Source organism: Maribacter cobaltidurans, from assembly GCF_002269385.1.
Classification (GTDB): domain Bacteria; phylum Bacteroidota; class Bacteroidia; order Flavobacteriales; family Flavobacteriaceae; genus Maribacter; species Maribacter cobaltidurans.
In genome coordinates, this window is record NZ_CP022957.1 from 1,789,576 (window position 1) to 1,808,119 (window position 18,544).

Annotated in this window: 15 protein-coding genes; 5 read left to right on the forward strand and 10 right to left on the reverse strand. The window is 40.4% G+C overall.

The window, feature by feature from the left end:
- Positions 1 to 27 precede the first annotated feature (27 nt).
- Positions 28 to 1,521, forward strand: coding sequence for an outer membrane beta-barrel protein (locus CJ263_RS07825; protein ID WP_094996760.1), 1,494 nt, complete (start codon positions 28 to 30; stop codon positions 1,519 to 1,521).
- Between the two features lie 9 nt (positions 1,522 to 1,530).
- Here CJ263_RS07825 and CJ263_RS07830 read toward each other — a convergent pair whose 3' ends face one another.
- Entirely contained in the window at positions 1,531 to 2,274 is a 744-nt protein-coding gene (locus CJ263_RS07830; RefSeq protein ID WP_094996761.1) for a lysophospholipid acyltransferase family protein, read from the reverse strand.
- 73 nt (positions 2,275 to 2,347) lie between these two features.
- Between CJ263_RS07830 and trpS the strand changes: the two genes are divergently transcribed.
- Both trpS and CJ263_RS07840 read left to right on the forward strand, forming a co-directional pair.
- On the forward strand, positions 2,348 to 3,316 hold the full coding sequence (trpS, locus tag CJ263_RS07835; protein ID WP_094996762.1) for a tryptophan--tRNA ligase: 969 nt from the start codon (positions 2,348 to 2,350) through the stop codon (positions 3,314 to 3,316).
- A 70-nt stretch (positions 3,317 to 3,386) separates the two neighbouring features.
- On the forward strand, positions 3,387 to 7,040 hold the full coding sequence (locus CJ263_RS07840) for a carboxypeptidase-like regulatory domain-containing protein (RefSeq protein ID WP_094996763.1): 3,654 nt from the start codon (positions 3,387 to 3,389) through the stop codon (positions 7,038 to 7,040).
- A 183-nt stretch (positions 7,041 to 7,223) separates the two neighbouring features.
- Here CJ263_RS07840 and dprA read toward each other — a convergent pair whose 3' ends face one another.
- Entirely contained in the window at positions 7,224 to 8,342 is a 1,119-nt protein-coding gene (gene dprA, locus CJ263_RS07845; RefSeq protein WP_094996764.1) for a DNA-processing protein DprA, read from the reverse strand.
- A 92-nt stretch (positions 8,343 to 8,434) separates the two neighbouring features.
- Here dprA and CJ263_RS07850 point away from each other — a divergent pair, with 92 nt between their 5' ends.
- Together CJ263_RS07850 and CJ263_RS07855 are read left to right on the forward strand one after the other, a co-directional pair.
- Entirely contained in the window at positions 8,435 to 9,397 is a 963-nt protein-coding gene (locus CJ263_RS07850; RefSeq protein ID WP_094999157.1) for an HU domain-containing protein, read from the forward strand.
- A 60-nt stretch (positions 9,398 to 9,457) separates the two neighbouring features.
- A complete protein-coding gene (locus CJ263_RS07855; protein ID WP_094996765.1) occupies positions 9,458 to 9,973 on the forward strand; it encodes an acyl-CoA thioesterase in 516 nt (171 codons plus the stop codon).
- Positions 9,974 to 10,121: 148 nt separating this feature from the next.
- Here CJ263_RS07855 and CJ263_RS07860 read toward each other — a convergent pair whose 3' ends face one another.
- From CJ263_RS07860 to CJ263_RS07900, 8 genes are all read right to left on the reverse strand, one after another.
- Positions 10,122 to 10,778: an OmpW/AlkL family protein gene (locus tag CJ263_RS07860; protein WP_094996766.1), complete on the reverse strand. Its 657-nt coding sequence runs from the start codon at positions 10,776 to 10,778 to the stop codon at positions 10,122 to 10,124.
- A gap of 641 nt (positions 10,779 to 11,419) precedes the next feature.
- Entirely contained in the window at positions 11,420 to 12,253 is an 834-nt protein-coding gene (locus tag CJ263_RS07870; RefSeq protein ID WP_094996768.1) for an aldo/keto reductase, read from the reverse strand.
- A gap of 79 nt (positions 12,254 to 12,332) precedes the next feature.
- Positions 12,333 to 13,556 carry a murein hydrolase activator EnvC family protein gene (locus CJ263_RS07875; protein WP_094996769.1) on the reverse strand — a complete coding sequence of 408 codons (1,224 nt, stop codon included), beginning with the start codon at positions 13,554 to 13,556 and terminating at the stop codon, positions 12,333 to 12,335.
- A gap of 4 nt (positions 13,557 to 13,560) precedes the next feature.
- Positions 13,561 to 14,349 (reverse strand): DUF4292 domain-containing protein, encoded by a 789-nt coding sequence (locus tag CJ263_RS07880; protein ID WP_094996770.1) that lies wholly within the window; start codon positions 14,347 to 14,349, stop codon positions 13,561 to 13,563.
- Positions 14,349 to 15,293, reverse strand: coding sequence for a tetratricopeptide repeat protein (locus CJ263_RS07885; RefSeq protein ID WP_094996771.1), 945 nt, complete (start codon positions 15,291 to 15,293; stop codon positions 14,349 to 14,351). The genes CJ263_RS07880 and CJ263_RS07885 overlap by 1 nt, the downstream gene beginning before the upstream one ends.
- Positions 15,294 to 15,302: 9 nt before the next feature.
- Entirely contained in the window at positions 15,303 to 15,737 is a 435-nt protein-coding gene (gene dut / locus CJ263_RS07890) for a dUTP diphosphatase (RefSeq protein WP_094996772.1), read from the reverse strand.
- A 16-nt stretch (positions 15,738 to 15,753) separates the two neighbouring features.
- On the reverse strand, positions 15,754 to 17,211 hold the full coding sequence (locus CJ263_RS07895; RefSeq protein ID WP_094996773.1) for a lipopolysaccharide biosynthesis protein: 1,458 nt from the start codon (positions 17,209 to 17,211) through the stop codon (positions 15,754 to 15,756).
- Between the two features lie 86 nt (positions 17,212 to 17,297).
- A complete protein-coding gene (locus tag CJ263_RS07900; RefSeq protein ID WP_094996774.1) occupies positions 17,298 to 18,536 on the reverse strand; it encodes a TCR/Tet family MFS transporter in 1,239 nt (412 codons plus the stop codon).
- Positions 18,537 to 18,544: the final 8 nt, after the last annotated feature.

Below are 18,544 nucleotides of genomic sequence, written 5' to 3' on the forward strand. Positions count from 1 at the left end.
GATACGTAGAAAAATGAGTTTTGAAAAATGAGTAAGAAGCATTTAGACGAATTTTTCCAAGAAAAATTCAAAGGTTTTGAGGAAACACCGGACGAAAAGGTATGGCATACCATTGAGGCCTCCTTGGACAAAAGGAAAAAGAAAAGAATTCTTCCATTGTGGTGGCAATTGGGAGGTGTGGCAGCTGTCCTCATTATGGGTCTATTAGTATTTAATCCATTTGAAGACAGTATCGACCCAGATACTAATGGTGTTACAGATATAGAGAATACCAACAGTGATTCCAAATCAATTGAAGACTCCTTGAATTCTAGCAAGGATAATACAAAAGTTACAAATACTGAAAATGCAGTGGAAATCGAAAATAGGAACGAAACGTTGCAACAAAATACCATGGTGGAAAAGGATGGGAAAAATTCTATCAACTCCCTTGAAAATGGAATAGCCAACAGTAACCAAAAGAAGGGTTCGATCCATTCCAATTCTACCAAAACGAATATGACAGTTCAGGCTGACGAGAAAGTCTCTGCGCAGAATGCCATTTCCAAAAACACAAGCGATACCAAAGAAGGTCAGGATTCTGGAATTGCCGCTATTGAAAATAACAATGTGGAGGAAACAATACCCAACAATGAAGAGGCAAATTCGATTACAAATAATGAGAATGGAATAGCAGATAGTGAATCGATTAATACCGATAATAAGAAGGAGGCTAACAAGCTTGAAGGCAAAAAATCCTTGTACGATGAAATCAAGGATATAGAGAAGGAAGGAATCGTAGAGGCTAAGAGTTCCGTTAATCGGTGGTCCGCCGGGCCTAGTATTGCCCCAGTCTATTTTGATGCTCTGGGAAAAGGTTCTCCTGTAAGCCCAATGTTCAGTGGGAATTCAAAATCCGGAAATATCAATCTAAGTTATGGACTATCCGTAGCTTATGAAATAAGTCCCAAGTTATCCGTTAGGTCGGGGGTGCACAAGGTAGATTACGGCTACGATACCAATGACGTGTTTTTTACCTCATCCCTTTCAGCCTCAAGCCAGAATCGCATTGCCAATATTGATTATGCCGGAACTGCGGAAAACCTGGTAGTATCGGCGAATAACGCCACCCTAAATTCAGGAAGCAAATCTTTTGATGTATCGGCAAGAACTGCCAATAGATCAGGTGTAATGGCACAGCAATTGGGTTATTTGGAGGTACCGGTAGAGCTAAGTTACGCCTTGGTCAACAAAAAGTTTGGTGTACATATAATTGGCGGAGTTAGCTCCTTGTTCCTTGTGGAAAATGAAGTGGATTTAACCTCTGGGAATTTGACCACGCAGATAGGTGAAGCCAATAATGTAAACGACCTAAACTTTAGCGCCAATTTTGGATTAGGGCTTGGATATCAATTTTCACCAAAACTAAGATTGAATATCGAACCTGTATTCAAGTATCAATTGAATACCTTTTCCAATGTGGACGGCACTTTTAATCCCTATACTGTTGGAGTATATAGTGGCCTTAGTTTTAAATTTTAATAAGGGGATTTAACGGCCAGAAGAAATAAGGTCATTATAAATGATGTCACGTACCTCCTCACGTAAAGTGCTTTTATCCTCTTCTGACAAGATTCCCGTTTCAAAAAACTCATGTACCCTTGCCCTGACCGTACCTGGGCCGCCACTGAAGAAGGTAAATGAAAAACGTTTTTTATTGTCATAGAACGTAATAGGAACTAGTGGTATTTTATGGGCTATGGCCATTTTAAAGGCCCCGTCCTTAAAATTGTCAAGAATTATGTTTTCATCGTCTGGAACACCACCTTCGGGGAAAATACAGATACTTAATCCTTGGTTTAATCTTCGTTGCGCCCTTCGATAAACCCCCGTTCTACTTTGGGTACTTTCCCGGTCCACCATTATACATACCCTTTTATAGAAAAACCCGAATACGGGAATCTTTACCAATTCCTTTTTGCCTACGAAAACAAAAGGATTTTCACTTACATAGAGCATTAACATAATGTCCAACATACTAGTATGGTTGGCCACCAACATATAGCTTTTTCCTAACTTCATTTTTTGATCGTAGATTACCCTTGGCGGACAACCCATGCCATATAGAATGGGCGTGGCCCAAAGGTTCCGTGCCATCCAAAAGAATTTCGGGTACCATTTTTCATTCGATGCGAACAATAGCAAAAAGGGAAAGAACAGAAAGATGGGAAAGGCCACGAGTACGTAAAACCAAACACGATAAAGCGTTTGAAGAATTCGCTTAAGTAGTAACATAAATCAAAAATAGCGATTCTAGCCTTGATTTTTCCTATTTGTTTTACCTTTGCCCTCTTATAGATTAAAGCAAATGGCAAGAATACTTACGGGTATCCAAAGTACGGGAACCCCACACTTAGGCAACATTCTCGGGGCCATAATCCCGGCCATTACAATGGCGAGCGATCCAAAAAACGAGTCGTTTCTTTTTATTGCAGATATGCATTCCCTCACCCAGATCAAGGATGCAAAGGTTCTACGGGCAAATACCTATGCCATAGCATCTGCTTGGCTGGCTTTTGGCTTGGATATCAATAAAACCGTTTTTTACCGCCAAAGCGATGTCCCACAGGTGACCGAACTATCCTGGTACCTAAGCTGTTTTTTTCCTTATCAGCGACTTACCCTTGCACATTCGTTTAAGGATAAAGCAGATCGCTTGGAGGATGTAAATGCCGGACTCTTTACCTATCCCATGCTTATGGCAGCGGATATTCTGCTATATGATGCCCATATAGTTCCTGTAGGAAAGGACCAACTCCAGCATATTGAAATGACCAGGGACGTTGCCCACCGTTTTCATGCCCAACTTGGAGAGACCTTTGTAGTTCCCGATGGAAAAGTACAGGAAGAAACCATGTATGTTCCAGGAACAGATGGTGCCAAAATGAGCAAGAGTAGGGGAAATCTCATTGATTTATTTCAAACCGATAAAAAATTGAGAAAACAGATAATGGGTATCCAAACGGACAGTACTCCTATGGAGGAACCCAAGGACCCCAGCAGGGATACTATTTTTGCCTTGTATAAAATTCTGGCCACACAACCTCAAATCGAGGAGATGACTGCCAATTATTTGGCTGGGAACTATGGCTACGGACACGCCAAACAAGCTCTTTACGAAGTCATCTTAAACAAGTTCGAGGAACCTAGGGAAAAGTTCCATTATTACATGAACCACTTGGAAGAAGTGGACGAAGCCTTGGCCATTGGTGCAGAAAAAGCCAAAAAAGTGGCAGATGGCGTACTTCAAAGAGTAAGGGAAAAGTTGGGTTATTAAGATTTTTGTGGCTTTATCTTTTAATACAAAGTTTTACTTTGTAATTTGAGAGGCAGAACCAAAAATCCTGATGACCAAGACAATAAAATCTTTCTTTTTTTATCCATTATTTATTTTCGGCTTCCTAAACATCGGGGTTGCCCAAACAGAAATCAACGGGAAAGTTGTTGACAGTGATACGGGCGAACCTATACCTTATTGCAATATATCTTTTGAATCCTTAACAGGAGGTACTTCTAGCAATGAACTTGGTGAATTCGTTATCGTGGTAGATTCTTTTCCCGCAAAATTGATCTTCTCACATATAATTTACAGACAGAAAGTTCAAAAAATCCCAAAAACTTCCGTTATAAAGGTTTCCCTTGAGCCCTTGACCATTACTCTGGATGAAGTAGTTATCTCTTCCAAAATAGATCCATTTGCCGTGAAACTGGCAAAAAACGCAATTGAAAAGGCATATAATTCATCAACAGAAGATAATTATGGTCGTGCCTTTTACAGGCAAAAATCGAAGAATGGCGACTCTTATTCTGAATTTTCAGAAATCTTCTATGACATACGTTACAACAACACCGGTATACATGACTGGAATATTAGCGAAGGCAGGTATGCTTTAAATAAAGATGCGGTACACAATAAAAATTACACTTCTTTTTCAAGAATCCTAAAACCATTACAGCCAAATACCAAGGATTTGATCTTTCCATTGCATCCAAATTTTGAATTGTATTATGATCCACGGGTTATCAGTGTGATTCAATCGGACAGTTCAGAAATTGCAGTTGTACACTTTAGACCCAAAAACGATGTAAAAACCCCAATTTTTGATGGGGAGGTCTACATCGATACAAAAACGTATGACATTCTAAAGATAAAAGGAGAATTATCCAATGATAATTTAGTGTTCACAAAGCTTTCGACGAAAAAAAATAGTCATTGGAAAGATTATACTATTTCTTATGAAATCGCCTATAGAAGAAAAAATGCCTCAAAATCATTGTTAGATTACATTAAGGTAGATCAGTCGTTCGACTATTATGTAGACGATAGTTTTCAATTTAACGCAACAAGTACTTCCAATTTAACTTTTTATGAGCACTATACCCCTACATCGAAAAAAAAGTTAGGCAGTAATCTTTCCAGAAAACAAAGTGATTGGGAAAAACTAGATGAAATTGGTTATAACCAAAAGTTTTGGGAAGAAAACCCTATTGTAAAAAGAACTCCCGTCGAGAAAGAGGTCATCGAATCATTTGAAAAGGAAAATGCTTTCAGTTCCATATTTCTAAATAGTTCGGAGAACATTGCATTAATGGCCTCCAACTTGTCCAAAGATCTTTTTATAAAAGAACTTGACACGAAAACTGCGCTATATAACAACTATAACCCTATTGAGAAAGTGTTTTTGCACACCGATAAGGATATATTTTCTGCTGGGGAAACCATTTGGTACAGTCCTTATGTTGTCCTAGGTTCCTATCATCTGCCATCCAATGGAAGCAAATTAGTTCATGTAGACCTTATAAGCCCGAATGGTGAAATCGTTTTGTCACAAACCCATGGTTTGCTTAATGGAATGGGGTCCGGCTCTATGGAGATTCCTAAAAATCTTTCCCCTGGCACGTATCAATTAAGATCTTACACGCAGTGGATGCGGAATTTTAATTCCGACTTCTTTTTTACGAAAAACTTGAACATACTTAATCAAGACATTGAAGACAAACCTTCACGGACAAAAGAAGATAAAATAGATGTACAGTTTTTTCCCGAAGGGGGCCATATGGTTGCCGATATTGCCAGTAGGGTTTCCTTTAAAGCTATTGGAAGCGACGGCTTACCCAGAAATGTGAAAGGGCGGATAATCGACTCAGAGGGGACACCCGTAGCGACTTTCAGCATTTTGGACCGTGGCGGGGGGTTCTTTCAGTTGACTCCGAAAAAAGGTGAGCATTATATTGCGGAATTGGATGATGGCGCACGCTATACCTTACCTGAAGTTCTTGAAAACGGGTACGTTATCACTGTAAACAATCTAAATGAAAAAAGTATTAAGGTTGTGGTGCAAGCTAGTGAGGTTTTACGCCATAGACCCTTTTATATTATTGGGAACATGCGCCAAAAAAAATATTACCAGGGTAAATTTGAATTTGGGCCCGACCACACCTTCACCTTTGAGATCCCAAAAACACAAATGCCAAGTGGCATATTGACCTTGACACTTTTTGATTCAGAAAAAAAGCCATGGTGTGAACGGCCTGTATTTGTCAATAATCAAGAAAATCTGGTTATTGACGTAAAAATCAGTACCATGAAACTAACTAAAAGGGATAAAATAGTACTCGACATTAATGTGACCGATTCTGAAGGAAGACCAATTCCTGCAAATCTTTCAATGGCGGTAACGGATGCAGATCAAGTAGAAAAAAACCAAAGCTCAGGAACTATTTTGACCGAGTTTTTATTGGAGTCTGAAATTAATGGCCATATAACAAACCCCGGCTCACTTTTAATCGACCAAAAATGGGGAACCCTGCAAAAATTGGACCTTGTTATGCTTACCCATGGATGGAGAAAATATACATGGCCAGAGGTCTGGGAAGAAGGGATGAAAGAGAAAGAATTTGATTTCTCCCAAGGACTTCCAATTTTAGGTAAAGCCACCGGTCGCAATAAAAAGCCCCTATCCAATACCAAGCTCAATCTCATTGCAAAATCTGGGGAGCAAATGGGAATGTTCTCCACAAGAACTGACCTCGACGGAACTTTTTCAATACCCAACTTTAATTTTAGCGGTCCTACCGATTTGGTTTTCAACGCTTATGACGTAAAGAATAAACCCTTAGATGTAACCATAACGCTACAGCCCAATATAATTGATCTTCCCCCCGCCCAATATAAGCGTTGGATCTTGGAACCGACCGAAGAAATGGAAAACTATAACACGCACTCGGTTGCCCGAAGTAGAATGGACGCGCTATATGAACAAATGAACGTCACCGAACTTGATGAAGTCGTAGTGACCGAAAAAAAGAAGGAAAAGGGTAGAAAAAATCAAACACCGTCCGTTTACGGGGTTGTTCCCGACGCTACACTTTATACAGCAGATCATATTGCGCAACAGAATATATTGCAATTGATAAGTCTTTTCTCCGGGGTACGGGTCATTGGCAATTCGGTCAGTATTAGGCAAGGGGGACCCCCATTGTTTGTAATCGATGGTGTACCTATCTACAGTGAAGGTACTAATATGATGCTCAATATACCTTCGCCCGATACCGATGAGAACGGAACACCGCCCCCGGCTCAGGTACCTGCCGAAATTGCATACCTGAATACTTTTGCAGTTGAAAGAGTTGAAATATTAAAAGGCCCATCTGCTGCCATATACGGTGCAAGAGGGGCAAATGGGGTCATTCTTATCTATACGAAAACAGGTGAGGGGGAACCATACGACCCTACAATCTCTCCGGATTTCACCATTTCGGGACATACCGCCCAAAAAGAATTCTACACTCCAAAATATGATGTTGAACAACCGGATTATAATATACCGGATTATCGCGCTACTATCTATTGGAACGCGAGCATAAAGATGGATGAAAGTGGAAAGGCCCAAGTTGAGTTTTTTAATTCCGATATTGCAAAACAACTGCAAGTGGAAATAGAAGGCCTTTCTACCAACGGTACTCCTGGAGTACTTTTAAAGACATTCGGGCAAGATTAACGGTATTCCGCTATTTTTATGGAAATAGGGAAAAGAACCATGCAGTCGGTTTTTTTGTCCCTTGCGGCAAGCTAGTTTTATTTATGTCAACGATTTGGGAGGGGTATTTATCGATAAACTACTAAAATTAACAACGAGTTGGTATGGCCGGCAAGCAAAACAAACCATCCGGTCTGTAAAAACCTAAATGGCCTCGAACATTTTACCCGGTAACGGCCGTATAACTCCCTTCATTTCCATATTCAGGAGGGTAGCCGAGGCCTTAAAAATGGGCATTTGGCAATCCAGTGCAATACTATCCAACAATTGTTTCCCCTGCTGTTGCAAATAGGAATAAATCTTTTGCTCGGTTTCGTCCAAATCCACAAACAATTGTTTTTGAACGGCCTCAGATTTCTTTTCTTCCAATTCCCAATTAAGCAAATACACGAGATCTGCAGCCGAGGTTAATATATGGGCTTTTTGCTGTTTGATCAGATTATTGCAGCCCATGCTATATTTGTCCGTGCTGCGACCAGGCAAGGCAAAAACATCACGGTTGTAGCTATGGGCGATATCAGCAGTGACAAGACTTCCCCCTTTTTCTGCGGATTCTATGACCACAGTGGCTTCGCTCATACCGGCAATGACCCTATTTCGCCTAAGGAAATTTTCCCGCTCCGGATTACTACTACTCCAAAACTCGGTAAAAAAACCTCCGTTCTCTAGAACATCAGATTCATATTTGGCGTGTACCTTGGGATAGATCTGGTTCAGGCCATGAGCCAAACACCCAATGGTCTGTAATCCTTGATTGATAGCTTCCCGCTGTATGCATATATCCACGCCGTATGCAAAACCACTAACGATAATAGGATTAAGGGGAGCGAGGTCTGCAACGAAGCGTTCGCAGAATGCAGTGCCATAGCTGGTAATGTTTCGGGTCCCTACCACACTTATGATTCTTCTTCCTTCCAAGTCCATATTGCCTTTTTTAAAGAGCAGTATTGGACCATCTATACAGTGCTTTAAATGTTTAGGGTAATTGGCATCATCAAAATAACAATAGTCAATATTGTGTTTAAGGATATATTCATATTCCTTTTCAGCGGCCCTTAGGTTTTCTGGGTCTTGAAGATGCCTGATGGTATGGGCGCCAATACCATCGATCTTCGTTAATTGGCTTTTCCTTTCTTCAAAAACCGCCAAAGCACTTCCACAATGGCCAATCAATTTTTTGGCAACGACATCGCCCACATTGGGAACGTGTTGCAACCTTAAAATTGCAATTAGCTCATGGGCAGTATGTTGGAAATGACTCATTGGTGCCTAGTAAAGAATTCAAATATAATGTTAATAAAAAGTTAGGAGGCCTGTTCCAAAATACCCTTTATTTTTTTGATATTTGCCGATATATGGTAATAGAATCCTACATAAGCGAATTGTTGTATAGATACAATTGTGTGGTCGTTCCCAGTTTTGGGGCTTTTCTTACGCAGAAATCTTCGGCAAGAATCAATGATATTACCAATACCTTTTTTGCACCGGCCAAATCCATTTCCTTCAATGAACAATTGTCCTCCAATGATGGACTATTGGTATCCTATATAGCCGAGGCCGAAAAAACTTCGTTCGAAGATATTTTATCCAAGATTGAAGGTGTTACCAAAATTTGGAAAAGCAAGCTTAATGCCGGTGAGAAACTAAGTCTAAAAAATATTGGCCTATTATGGGTCAACAGCGAAGGGCGGATCCAGTTTCAACCTTTTTATGAAGTGAACTACCTTACCTCTTCCTTTGGACTTACTTCTTTTAAATCAATTCCTGTAACAAGAGAAGTATTAAAAGAGGAAGTAGAGGCCATTGAGGAAAAAATACCTTTTATCATTAGTCCGGAAAAACGGGAAAAAACAAGTTTTAGACCTTATCTCAAATATGCCGCAATTATTTTGTTGGCCATTTCGGTGGGGTTTACGGGGTATCAGGTATTTAATAACGGGATGCAATCGCAGCAGGTGGTTCGTGAAGATGTAAAAAAGGAGATTGACAGACAGATTCAGGAAGCTACTTTTTTTAACACAAAACCTTTGGAACTCCCTACAGTGAATGTGGATGCGGTTTCTACGTCTGAAGCTAAAATCAATAATGCAGCCAAACACCATATTGTAGCCGGAGCCTTTCGGGTGAAGGCCAATGCCGACAGGAAAATCGAATCCTTGCAAAATAAGGGTTATAAGGCGGCCTATTACGGCACCAATGCCTACGGACTTCATATGGTTACCTATGACCGATTTGTAGACCCTAAGGAAGCCCTATCCGAATTAAGGCGAATTAAACGTACCGAGTCCAAGGACGCCTGGCTTCTTTCCGAAAAATAACCGGACACTTATTCTCTTTAAAAAATCCAAGGCTCGTATCTTTGCGGAAAATTTTCGCCTATGACACCGAAAACGCCTGCTGAATCGAGAACGACCATGACGGACATGGTCCTGCCCAGTGAGACCAACGCATTACAAAACCTTTTTGGGGGTGAACTCCTTGCCAGAATGGACCGGGCGGCAAGTATTGCTGCAGGAAGACATAGCAGAAGAATTACCGTAACGGCATCGGTAAACCATGTGGCCTTTAATCTTGCCGTTCCCTTAGGAAGCGTGGTTACCGTAGAAGCTGCCGTTTCCAGGGCATATACAACCTCTATGGAAGTATATATCGATGTCTGGATAGAAGATCGCTACAATGGGAAAAGGACAAAGGCCAATGAGGCTATCTATACTTTTGTTGCAGTGGACGAGACCGGTAAGCCTACCGAAGTGCCCCCCTTACAACCGGAAACAGATTTGGAAAAGCAACGCTATGCCGGAGCATTGCGCAGAAAACAACTGAGCTTGGTATTGGCCGGAAAAATGAAACCCAATGATGCCACGGAACTTAAGGCATTGTTTATGGAAAGTTAAAAATCAAAATAGTACTGATTTGGACTCTTATTCTTCGATGATAACTTAATGGGGAACATCTTTTTGTTTTGATTATCCTAATGTCAACCCATAAAAAACCCCGCGCAAAAACCTTGCGCGGGGTTTAATTTTGGAGATTAATAAATTCTTAAAATCGCATACCTATACCAACACCTATAATCAATGGGTCAATATCCACATCGGCATCAACAGTGGCTCCTAAAGCCGTAGTAGCATCCACCGTGGCTGTTGTATTTAAAAATAATTTTTTAAGATCCACATTAATAAACCACTTATCGTTCAAATCATAGTCCAAGCCCGCCTGCAGAGCAAAGCCAAAGCTATTGTCATAAGTTACATCATCTGCGGTAGGACCTTCATCCACTCCATAAAAAATGGTGTAGTTGATACCTGCCCCTAAATAAGGCTTTAAGGCACCACCTGTAAAGTGATATTGGGCCGTTAGTGTAGGAGGCAATAACCAAACGCTGCCCAAGTCTATATCCCCGGCTGCGGTGGAAACGGCCTCTACATCATGCTTTGTTGTTCCTAAAATGAGCTCTGCCGCCCAATGTTCGGTAAAGAAATAGGTAAAATCCAATTCTGGAACTACCGAAGTTGAAATATCTACATCTCCACCAATCGCCTCAATGGTAGCACTTTCATTTGGAGCCACTACGATACCTCTAAGCCGCACCTGCCATTTGTTAAAGTCCATTGACGAATTTGAAGCCTGGTTGTCCTGTGCATAACTAGAGAGCGAAACCAGTACCATGACGAATAAAATAAACGTTATTTTTCTCATAATATAAGGTATTATTTGTTCTTTGAAACAAAAGTATTATTGTCTTTCATGGACATTCATGAGAATTATCATAGGACATAAAAACCTTAGTCTAAAGGGTACTTTAAAGCACCAATCAAAAACCTTAACCCTACTTGCCAAGAATTAGCTACATTGCTATACCCCGACCTTATTAGAGAAATATTATGTGTAACCACATATTCTAGAATGGTGGTAGTAAAGGGAGGTCCGTTTGGACGAAAAGGTCATCTAAACGTTAGATGGCAAGGCGAAAAAAATCGGGGTACCATCAAAAGAATACCTGAATATGCCGGAAAGCCATTCAATAAAGCTCAAATTGAGTTTTTACCATGGAAGAAGCGATGGAATATTCTGTTAATGTGTCAAAAGAAAATGAAAAGGATATTGATATTATTTCTTCTATTTGTTCATTCTCAAAATGGGATTTGTAACATTTAATAAAAATCCTTATAAGTTGATAAATGGTCGATATTCCATTACAGCCAGTCCGTTACATAAAAAACGTTCAATGGGCTTTCTAGCATCATTAGTCCATACCCCCTTTCCATTTTAAATTGTCGTTTTGACCTACCTACCGTACGAGCACTTTGGGATGGTCAACCTATTCAAGACGATGTTTATTAAAAATCGAAATTATCCGGATCTGGACCTGTTCGCTCTCCCTTATCCAGACCATCCAGATAGGCCATATCTTCATCGGTAAGTTCAAAATCAAAAATGTCCGCATTGGAGGCGATGCGGTTTTTATGAACCGATTTCGGAATGGTGACAACCCCTTTCTGTAGGTTCCAACGAAGAATAATTTGTGCCACTGACTTACCGTATTTTTCGGAGAGCTTAGCAAAAACATCCAAATCAAACACTTTGCCTTGCATAAAAGGGGACCAAGCTTCATACTGAATGGTATTTTTTGTGCAAAAATCCATCAGGTCTTGCTGTACTAAATAGGGATGAAACTCCATTTGGTTCACCATAGGCTTTACTTGGCAGTCGGACATCAGATCTTCCAGATGGTGCTGTAAAAAATTGCTCACTCCTATGGCCCTTACCTTTTTGTTTTCGTACAAATACTCCAAGGCCCTCCAAGTATCCTTGTATTTTTCCTTAACAGGCCAATGTATCAAGAGTAAATCAAGATAATCTACTTGAAGTCTATTGATACTATCTTCAAAGGACTTTAAGGTACTTTCGTATCCCTGATCACTGTTCCAGACTTTCGTGACCAGAAAAATATCCTCCCTGGCCACAGGACTGTCCTTAATGCCTTGGCCAACACCTTCCTCGTTTTTATAAAACGAAGCAGTATCTATATGACGGTAACCAATTTCCAGTGCATCCTTTACGGAATCTATGACTTCCTGATCGTTATCCGCTTGGTAGGTACCCAAGCCAAGGTACGGCATGAACACCCCGTTTCGTAATTCAAAACTTCCTTTAATATCTGTAATCTTCATATTTTTTCGCTTTTCCTAAATTTAGGCATTACCTTCCAAAAAAGAAACCGAGGTACAGGGGAACATTCGAATTATATGGTCAGAGTCTGTACACCCACTCCTCCGGGTTCAACCGTGCTGTATTCTGGTATAAATAGAATTTTAAACGTGTCTGACCATTGGACTGATTGGTATATATCGTTCCAAGTTCATCCTTGATCCTTACCTTGTCCCCTTTCTTTACATAAAGTTCCGCCAAGTTGTAATATGTGCTAATAAAGTTTCCGTGCTTCACTTGTACCCCTTTATTTCCACCTGGTACCGCCAAAATGGCGATGACCTCCCCTTCAAAAATGGCACGGGCCTTGGAACCTGGATCCGTCGCAATGATTACTCCGTTACTTTGATGCTTAATACCTGGATAGACCGCATCGTTATAGATGCCAAATCCCTGACTTTTTATACCCTTTTCCACGGGCCAGATCAGCTTGCCCTTATTCGCCGAAAAATTATTGGCCACAATGGTCGCTTCTGGCGTTAAAACAAACTTACTGGTACTGGTAGATGTCTTGCCTGCCTTCTTATTGGATGCCGCTATGGCAGACCGTATCAAATTCTCTATTTGTTGGTCTATTTTTCGGGCCTGCCGTTTTTTATCCTCTATGGCCTTGGCATACTTGCTTTCATTTTGTCTTATGGTTCCCAACAAAGCCTTTTGCTCCTGGATTTCCGTAAACAGTTGATTCTTGGCCTTGGTGTTCTGGGCCAATAGAACCTGCTTTACCTTTCGCTCCTCGTTCAAATCCATGTTCAACCGGGTAAGTTCCTCCGTTTTGGCCAAAATCTGCTCTCCCTGCTCCTTTCTATAGTCGGTGTACTGCTTCATATATTGAAGCCTTTTAAAGGCCTGATAAAAGCTCTCTGAGGACAATAGAAACATTAATCGGTTCTGCTTCGATTTGTTCTGATAGGATTTTTGGATCATTTTGGCATACTCTTCCTTGATTTCCTGAAGCTCCCCTTTAAGTTTACTAATGTTACGGATATTGGTATTGATCTGCCTATTCAACAAATTTGCCTGCCGATTGGTGACCCTAATCAATTGTTGGCGGACCGTGATTTTTTTATCCAACGCCTCCATCTGATCCAGTACCGTCCCCTTTTCCTTTTTTTCGGACAATAGCAGCCTATTTATTTCCCTAATCTCATTTTGCAGTTGTTCCCGTTTCTCTTCAAGGGCCTTTTGCTCATTGGTCTGACTCCACAGCAACGGTCCTCCAAACAAAAGGAGAAGACAAAGAATATTATGAAGTTTTTTTAACATAACGCTATTCCAACACTATCTCTTTAAAACCTTTCGGTATTTTATATGGAAAATTGACCTCACGGTTCAACTCCATATTTCTATATTCCAATAGTATCCTGTTTTCCGTGTTTTCCTCTATCGCCAAGATTAGAATCTCATTGGGTATGGCTTCCCTTCCTATACTCTGGTAATTCTGATATTTGATTTCCAACAACCGTTTTTTTAAGGGTTGGGCTATTTGTTGAACCGCCATTTTAAAATTTTTGGGTTCTATTTGAAACAAGGTCTTGAAAAGTGTTCCCGCGGTTCTTGGGGTTAAACGATAGGTCTCATCTGCTATGGATAGGTCATATTTTTCCTCCCTTAAATCAAACAAGGCCTGGCCCACTAACATATTTTGAAGTATGGAAAAATCCACATCGGTTCCCAAAAGTTGACTTAAATATGAAAAATCACCATCAAAGTATTCATTGTCCAACTTATTGTAAAAAGAAACCCTATCTGGAGTAATATAGGCCTTGACAATGCCCAAAGGGGCACTCAGCCAAATACCCTTGTCCCTTTCCATACGAAGGCTTACCGAGAAACTTTGTTCATCCTCACCATCGGAATAATCTATTTTGACCTTTCCTGTCAAGGTTTTAAAATTCAGGTTATTCTGATAGTGAGCCTTTACCACCGATTTAGCCGAAAGCCTATTGTCTACGGATCCATCGGAAATCACTTTCGTACTTTTACAGGATAATACAAAAAGTACCAAGAAGCAGTATATAAGGGTTTTATAATAGGTATATAATCTAAATTGTATCATTAAAATCCAGGTTTAACCTTATTCAAATATTGGGTTGCCTTATCAGTATTCCCCATGGCAGCATATATTTCAGAAAGCTCCTTATATATTTTATTCTCCAATATCGAATCGTCTATTATGTAATCCAGTGCAGTCTCCAAAGATTCAATGGCCTCACTGTTTTTATTTTCCTTTCTAAGGGCGTATCCTTGAGCATAATAAAGGAAAGGCTGTGAGGGATAACTTTCAAGTGCTTCTTCTGATAGTGCCAAAAGGGCTTTCAAGTCAACCGAACCGTTTATTGCATCTTTGATTCTTTTTTCATAATCACTCAAATTATTCGCATCTTCACTCTTATTGACAACAACACTTTCCTGTGCAATGCTTTTACGATTCTGCTTTTTGGAGATGGAATCTTCTATTTTTGACTGAAGGTAGGCGATTTTAGCCGTCTTTTTAACCTCCTCCAGAATTGATTTGGCTTCTTGATAATTTCCAAGTTCAAAATAAATCTTCGCCAAGTTTTTCTTAAAATCCCCGTTATCCCAAGGAATTTTATCCTTCACCATACTAACCGATAGGTTTTGGGCTTCCAAGGTTTCTGCCAAGGTATTTGCGTACCAATAATTGGTGGGAACTTCTGCAAGTGCTTCCTCTGCATATTGCTGTGCATTGACATATTGTTTATTGAGCAAATACGATTTGGCCAGCTCAAAGGATACTACGTCCTTTTCCGGTTCCAAGTTCTTGCATTTTAAAAATGCATTTATGGCCTTGTCATAGTTTTGGATACCCTGTTGTTTTAGGCCTTCAAAAAAGCTTTCCTGAAATTCATCGGAATATTCCTCAAAAGAAACCTCTGCACTCTCTTCCTCTGTAATGGGGCCTTCTTCTTGACACAAAACAATCCCTGGGACAATGGATGCCCCTATGTAAAACATTATCATTGGGATCGTCTGTTTCATATAGGACTTTTATTTTACACCGGTACTTCCAAAACCACCTTCGCCCCTGAGAGTTTCAGAAAGTTCTTCAACCGGTTCCCATTCTGCACGTTCATGCTTGGCAATTACCATTTGGGCAATTCGTTCCCCATTTTCAATGGTAAAATTTTCATTGGATAGGTTCACCAAAATAACCCCAACCTCTCCCCTGTAATCCGCATCTATCGTGCCGGGAGAATTCAGTACCGTAATTCCCTTTTTAGCCGCCAGACCACTTCTAGGGCGTACTTGCGCTTCATAGCCCATTGGCAGTTCCAAAAAAAGCCCCGTTTTTATAATAGCGCGTTCCAAAGGCTTTAGGGTAATAGGCTCCTCTATATTTGCCCTTAAATCCATTCCCGCCGATGCCTCGGTTTCATAGTTTGGCAGCTTGTGTGCCGATTTATTAATAATCCTAATCTTCATTTTTTTGAACCTCTCCTTATTTGACAAATACTTTTTTCAGGTTATCGATTTCCAATTTGTACACCAATCCTAGAAAAATAAGCAATAGGGGTACGCCAACAAATAAATTTCTATCAAAGATATAGAAGGAAACAATTGAAAACAGTATAGAAATTCCTAAGTAAAATATAATTTTTCTGAAATTATAGGGTATGGGGTAGTACATACGTCCAAAATAGAAGGACAATACCATCATGGTGCCATAGGCCACCAAGGTAGCAACAGCCGAAGCAACATAACTGAAATATTGTATCAGGGCCACATTTATAATGATGGTAAGTATGGCCCCTATCATGGAGATATACGCACCAAATTTGGTCCTATCCGTTACCTTGTACCATACCGAAAGATTATGGTAAATACCCAGAAAAAAACTGGCCAAGATTATAATGGGTACGACTGACATCGCATCCCAATAGGAGGCGTTTAACACAAAAAGCTCTTTTAACACATCTGCAAATACGACCACGCCCAATAAAATGATGCTCCCCAAAACCACAAAGTAGTTGGTAATTTGAGCATAGGCCTTTTGCGGGTTTTTGGTATCGGAGTGGCTAAAGAAAAAAGGTTCTATTCCCATCCGGAAGGCCGTAGCGAAAAGGGTCATGAACAAGGCCAATTTATAACATGCGGCATATTTTCCCATCTCGGTCTTGGCAATGTCCTCAGGTAATAATTCAGACAATAAATACTTGTCAAAAACTTCATTGATGGTGAATGCAATTCCGGCCACCATCACGGGCATGGCATAGGTTAACATTCGTTTCCACAGCTCAAAATCAAAGACATAAGGCCTTCTCATATAGACCCTGAGCATTATTAAAAGGGTTATACCACTTGCGATTAAATTTGAAATTAAGATATATGATATTTCAAAGTCGGGCACATACAGATTTCCAAAAAAAACAGTGTTTTCCTCGGTAACCAGTGTTGGCAGAAGGATTAGAAAAAATAAATTCAGGCCTAGGTTTAAAGCAATATTCAATGTTTTAACAATGGCATACCTAGTAGGCTTCTCATTGGCCCTGAGCCATGCGAAAGGAACGATTACCAGGGCGTCCAACACTAAAATTCCAAAAACATAAGGCATATACCTAGATTCAAGGTTTAAGGCGGTAGCAATGGAATTTTTAAACATTAGGCCGATGAGCAAAAACAGTAATGACGATACGGTCAAAGAAATCAAAGAGGTGGATAACACCTTTTTCTTATTTTCCGAATCCTTATAAAACCTAAAAAAAGCGGTTTCCATTCCATAGGCCAAGAAAATATTGAAAATGGCAAACCAAGTAAATATAAGGGTAACTTCGCCGTAAGTACCCGGTGGCATAACCGAGGTGTAAATGGGTACCAAAAGAAAGGACAACATCCGTGGGAGCACGGTTGCCAGGCCATAAATCGCCGTTTGTTTAAAAAGTTTTTTAAGCGGATTCAAACACCTTAGATTGAAGTGTTAAATGTACCTATTTACCTCCGTTATACAAAGTTGGTTTCAGTACCATTTAAATGAATTAACCTTTGCTAGGCTTCAGCAGGAATCTTTTCATCCTCCAATTCCAAACGCTTCATGGCTAAAAATGCCATCAGAAAGGCTATTAACAAGAAAATAGCAGCCAAGGTATAAGGAGCACCGGGATAGTATATTTCTCCCCCAGGACGTATAAAAAAGTAAAACACGGGAGAAAATACCAATTGGCCTAAAATGGCCGTGATACTTACCAGACCTGTAATGGAACCCTGTAGATTTCCCTGTTCCTTTTCGGAAACTTGATTGGAAATAATACCTTGAACCGTTGGACCGGCCATTCCACCTAGCGCATAGGGAATCAAAAAGGCATACAACATCCAGGGTTCGGAAGCCAGGGAAAATAAAAACATCCCTATCGTCCAAAGTAAAAAGCCGACAGTGACCACTATTCGTTTTCCAAACGTTTTCACCAAAACCCCTACCAGTACCCCTTGCACAAGGGCCACCAATAGTCCTACGACCATTAATGAAACCCCTATTTCCTTAGGGCTCCAATTATATCGTTCAATACCGTAATAGGACCAAGTGGATGGTAAGGCTTGTCCTGCCAAATTAGCCAAAAAGAAGGCGAAGATAAGTAAAAGCACTCCCTTGTATTTTCGTAAAGCGAACAAGGATACCCCGGGAATCATTTTCATCGGGTTGATTGCCCTCCTATTTTCAGGAGTCAAGGATTCAGGTACAAAAAACAACCCAAAAAGAAAATTAGAAAATGTGAGTCCCGCAGCGATATAAAATGGCAGACGAATATCAATTTCACCAAAGAAACCACCTACACCGGGACCAATGATAAAACCAAGACCAAAGGCGGCACCAATCAATCCGAAGTTCTTTGCCTTGTTCTCCTTAGTGCTCACATCGGCAATATACGCCGAGGCTACTGTAAAACTTGCCCCTGTAATTCCTGCCAAAAACCTTCCCAAAAATAGCCAAGTAATTGTGGGTGCCCAGGCGTGTATCAAGTAGTCGATACTTAAACCTAATAAGGCTAACAGTAAAATTGGCCGTCTACCAAACTTATCCGAGATTTCACCTAGGACCGGAGAAAACAAAAATTGCATTCCAGCGAAAGCGGTGGTCAACCACATGCCGTAAATTACGGCCGTGGCCGTTCCCTCTCCAGTCAACTCCATAATAAGCTCCGGTATTATGGGAAGAATAATTCCTATTCCAATAACATCTACAAGGATGGTAATAAAAATGAAGAGTAAAGCCGTTTTTTTAGATTTCATACTGGCGA

What these genes read in the sequence shown, in the direction of transcription:
- CJ263_RS07825 (WP_094996760.1), top strand. Translation starts at nt 28, where the DNA reads ATGAGTAAGAAGCATTTAGACGAATTTTTCCAAGAAAAATTCAAAGGT.
- CJ263_RS07830 (WP_094996761.1), bottom strand. Translation starts at nt 2,274, where the DNA reads ATGTTACTACTTAAGCGAATTCTTCAAACGCTTTATCGTGTTTGGTTT.
- trpS (WP_094996762.1), top strand. Translation starts at nt 2,348, where the DNA reads ATGGCAAGAATACTTACGGGTATCCAAAGTACGGGAACCCCACACTTA.
- CJ263_RS07840 (WP_094996763.1), top strand. Translation starts at nt 3,387, where the DNA reads ATGACCAAGACAATAAAATCTTTCTTTTTTTATCCATTATTTATTTTC.
- dprA (WP_094996764.1), bottom strand. Translation starts at nt 8,342, where the DNA reads ATGAGTCATTTCCAACATACTGCCCATGAGCTAATTGCAATTTTAAGG.
- CJ263_RS07850 (WP_094999157.1), top strand. Translation starts at nt 8,435, where the DNA reads ATGGTAATAGAATCCTACATAAGCGAATTGTTGTATAGATACAATTGT.
- CJ263_RS07855 (WP_094996765.1), top strand. Translation starts at nt 9,458, where the DNA reads ATGACACCGAAAACGCCTGCTGAATCGAGAACGACCATGACGGACATG.
- CJ263_RS07860 (WP_094996766.1), bottom strand. Translation starts at nt 10,778, where the DNA reads ATGAGAAAAATAACGTTTATTTTATTCGTCATGGTACTGGTTTCGCTC.
- CJ263_RS07870 (WP_094996768.1), bottom strand. Translation starts at nt 12,253, where the DNA reads ATGAAGATTACAGATATTAAAGGAAGTTTTGAATTACGAAACGGGGTG.
- CJ263_RS07875 (WP_094996769.1), bottom strand. Translation starts at nt 13,556, where the DNA reads ATGTTAAAAAAACTTCATAATATTCTTTGTCTTCTCCTTTTGTTTGGA.
- CJ263_RS07880 (WP_094996770.1), bottom strand. Translation starts at nt 14,349, where the DNA reads ATGATACAATTTAGATTATATACCTATTATAAAACCCTTATATACTGC.
- CJ263_RS07885 (WP_094996771.1), bottom strand. Translation starts at nt 15,293, where the DNA reads ATGAAACAGACGATCCCAATGATAATGTTTTACATAGGGGCATCCATT.
- dut (WP_094996772.1), bottom strand. Translation starts at nt 15,737, where the DNA reads ATGAAGATTAGGATTATTAATAAATCGGCACACAAGCTGCCAAACTAT.
- CJ263_RS07900 (WP_094996774.1), bottom strand. Translation starts at nt 18,536, where the DNA reads ATGAAATCTAAAAAAACGGCTTTACTCTTCATTTTTATTACCATCCTT.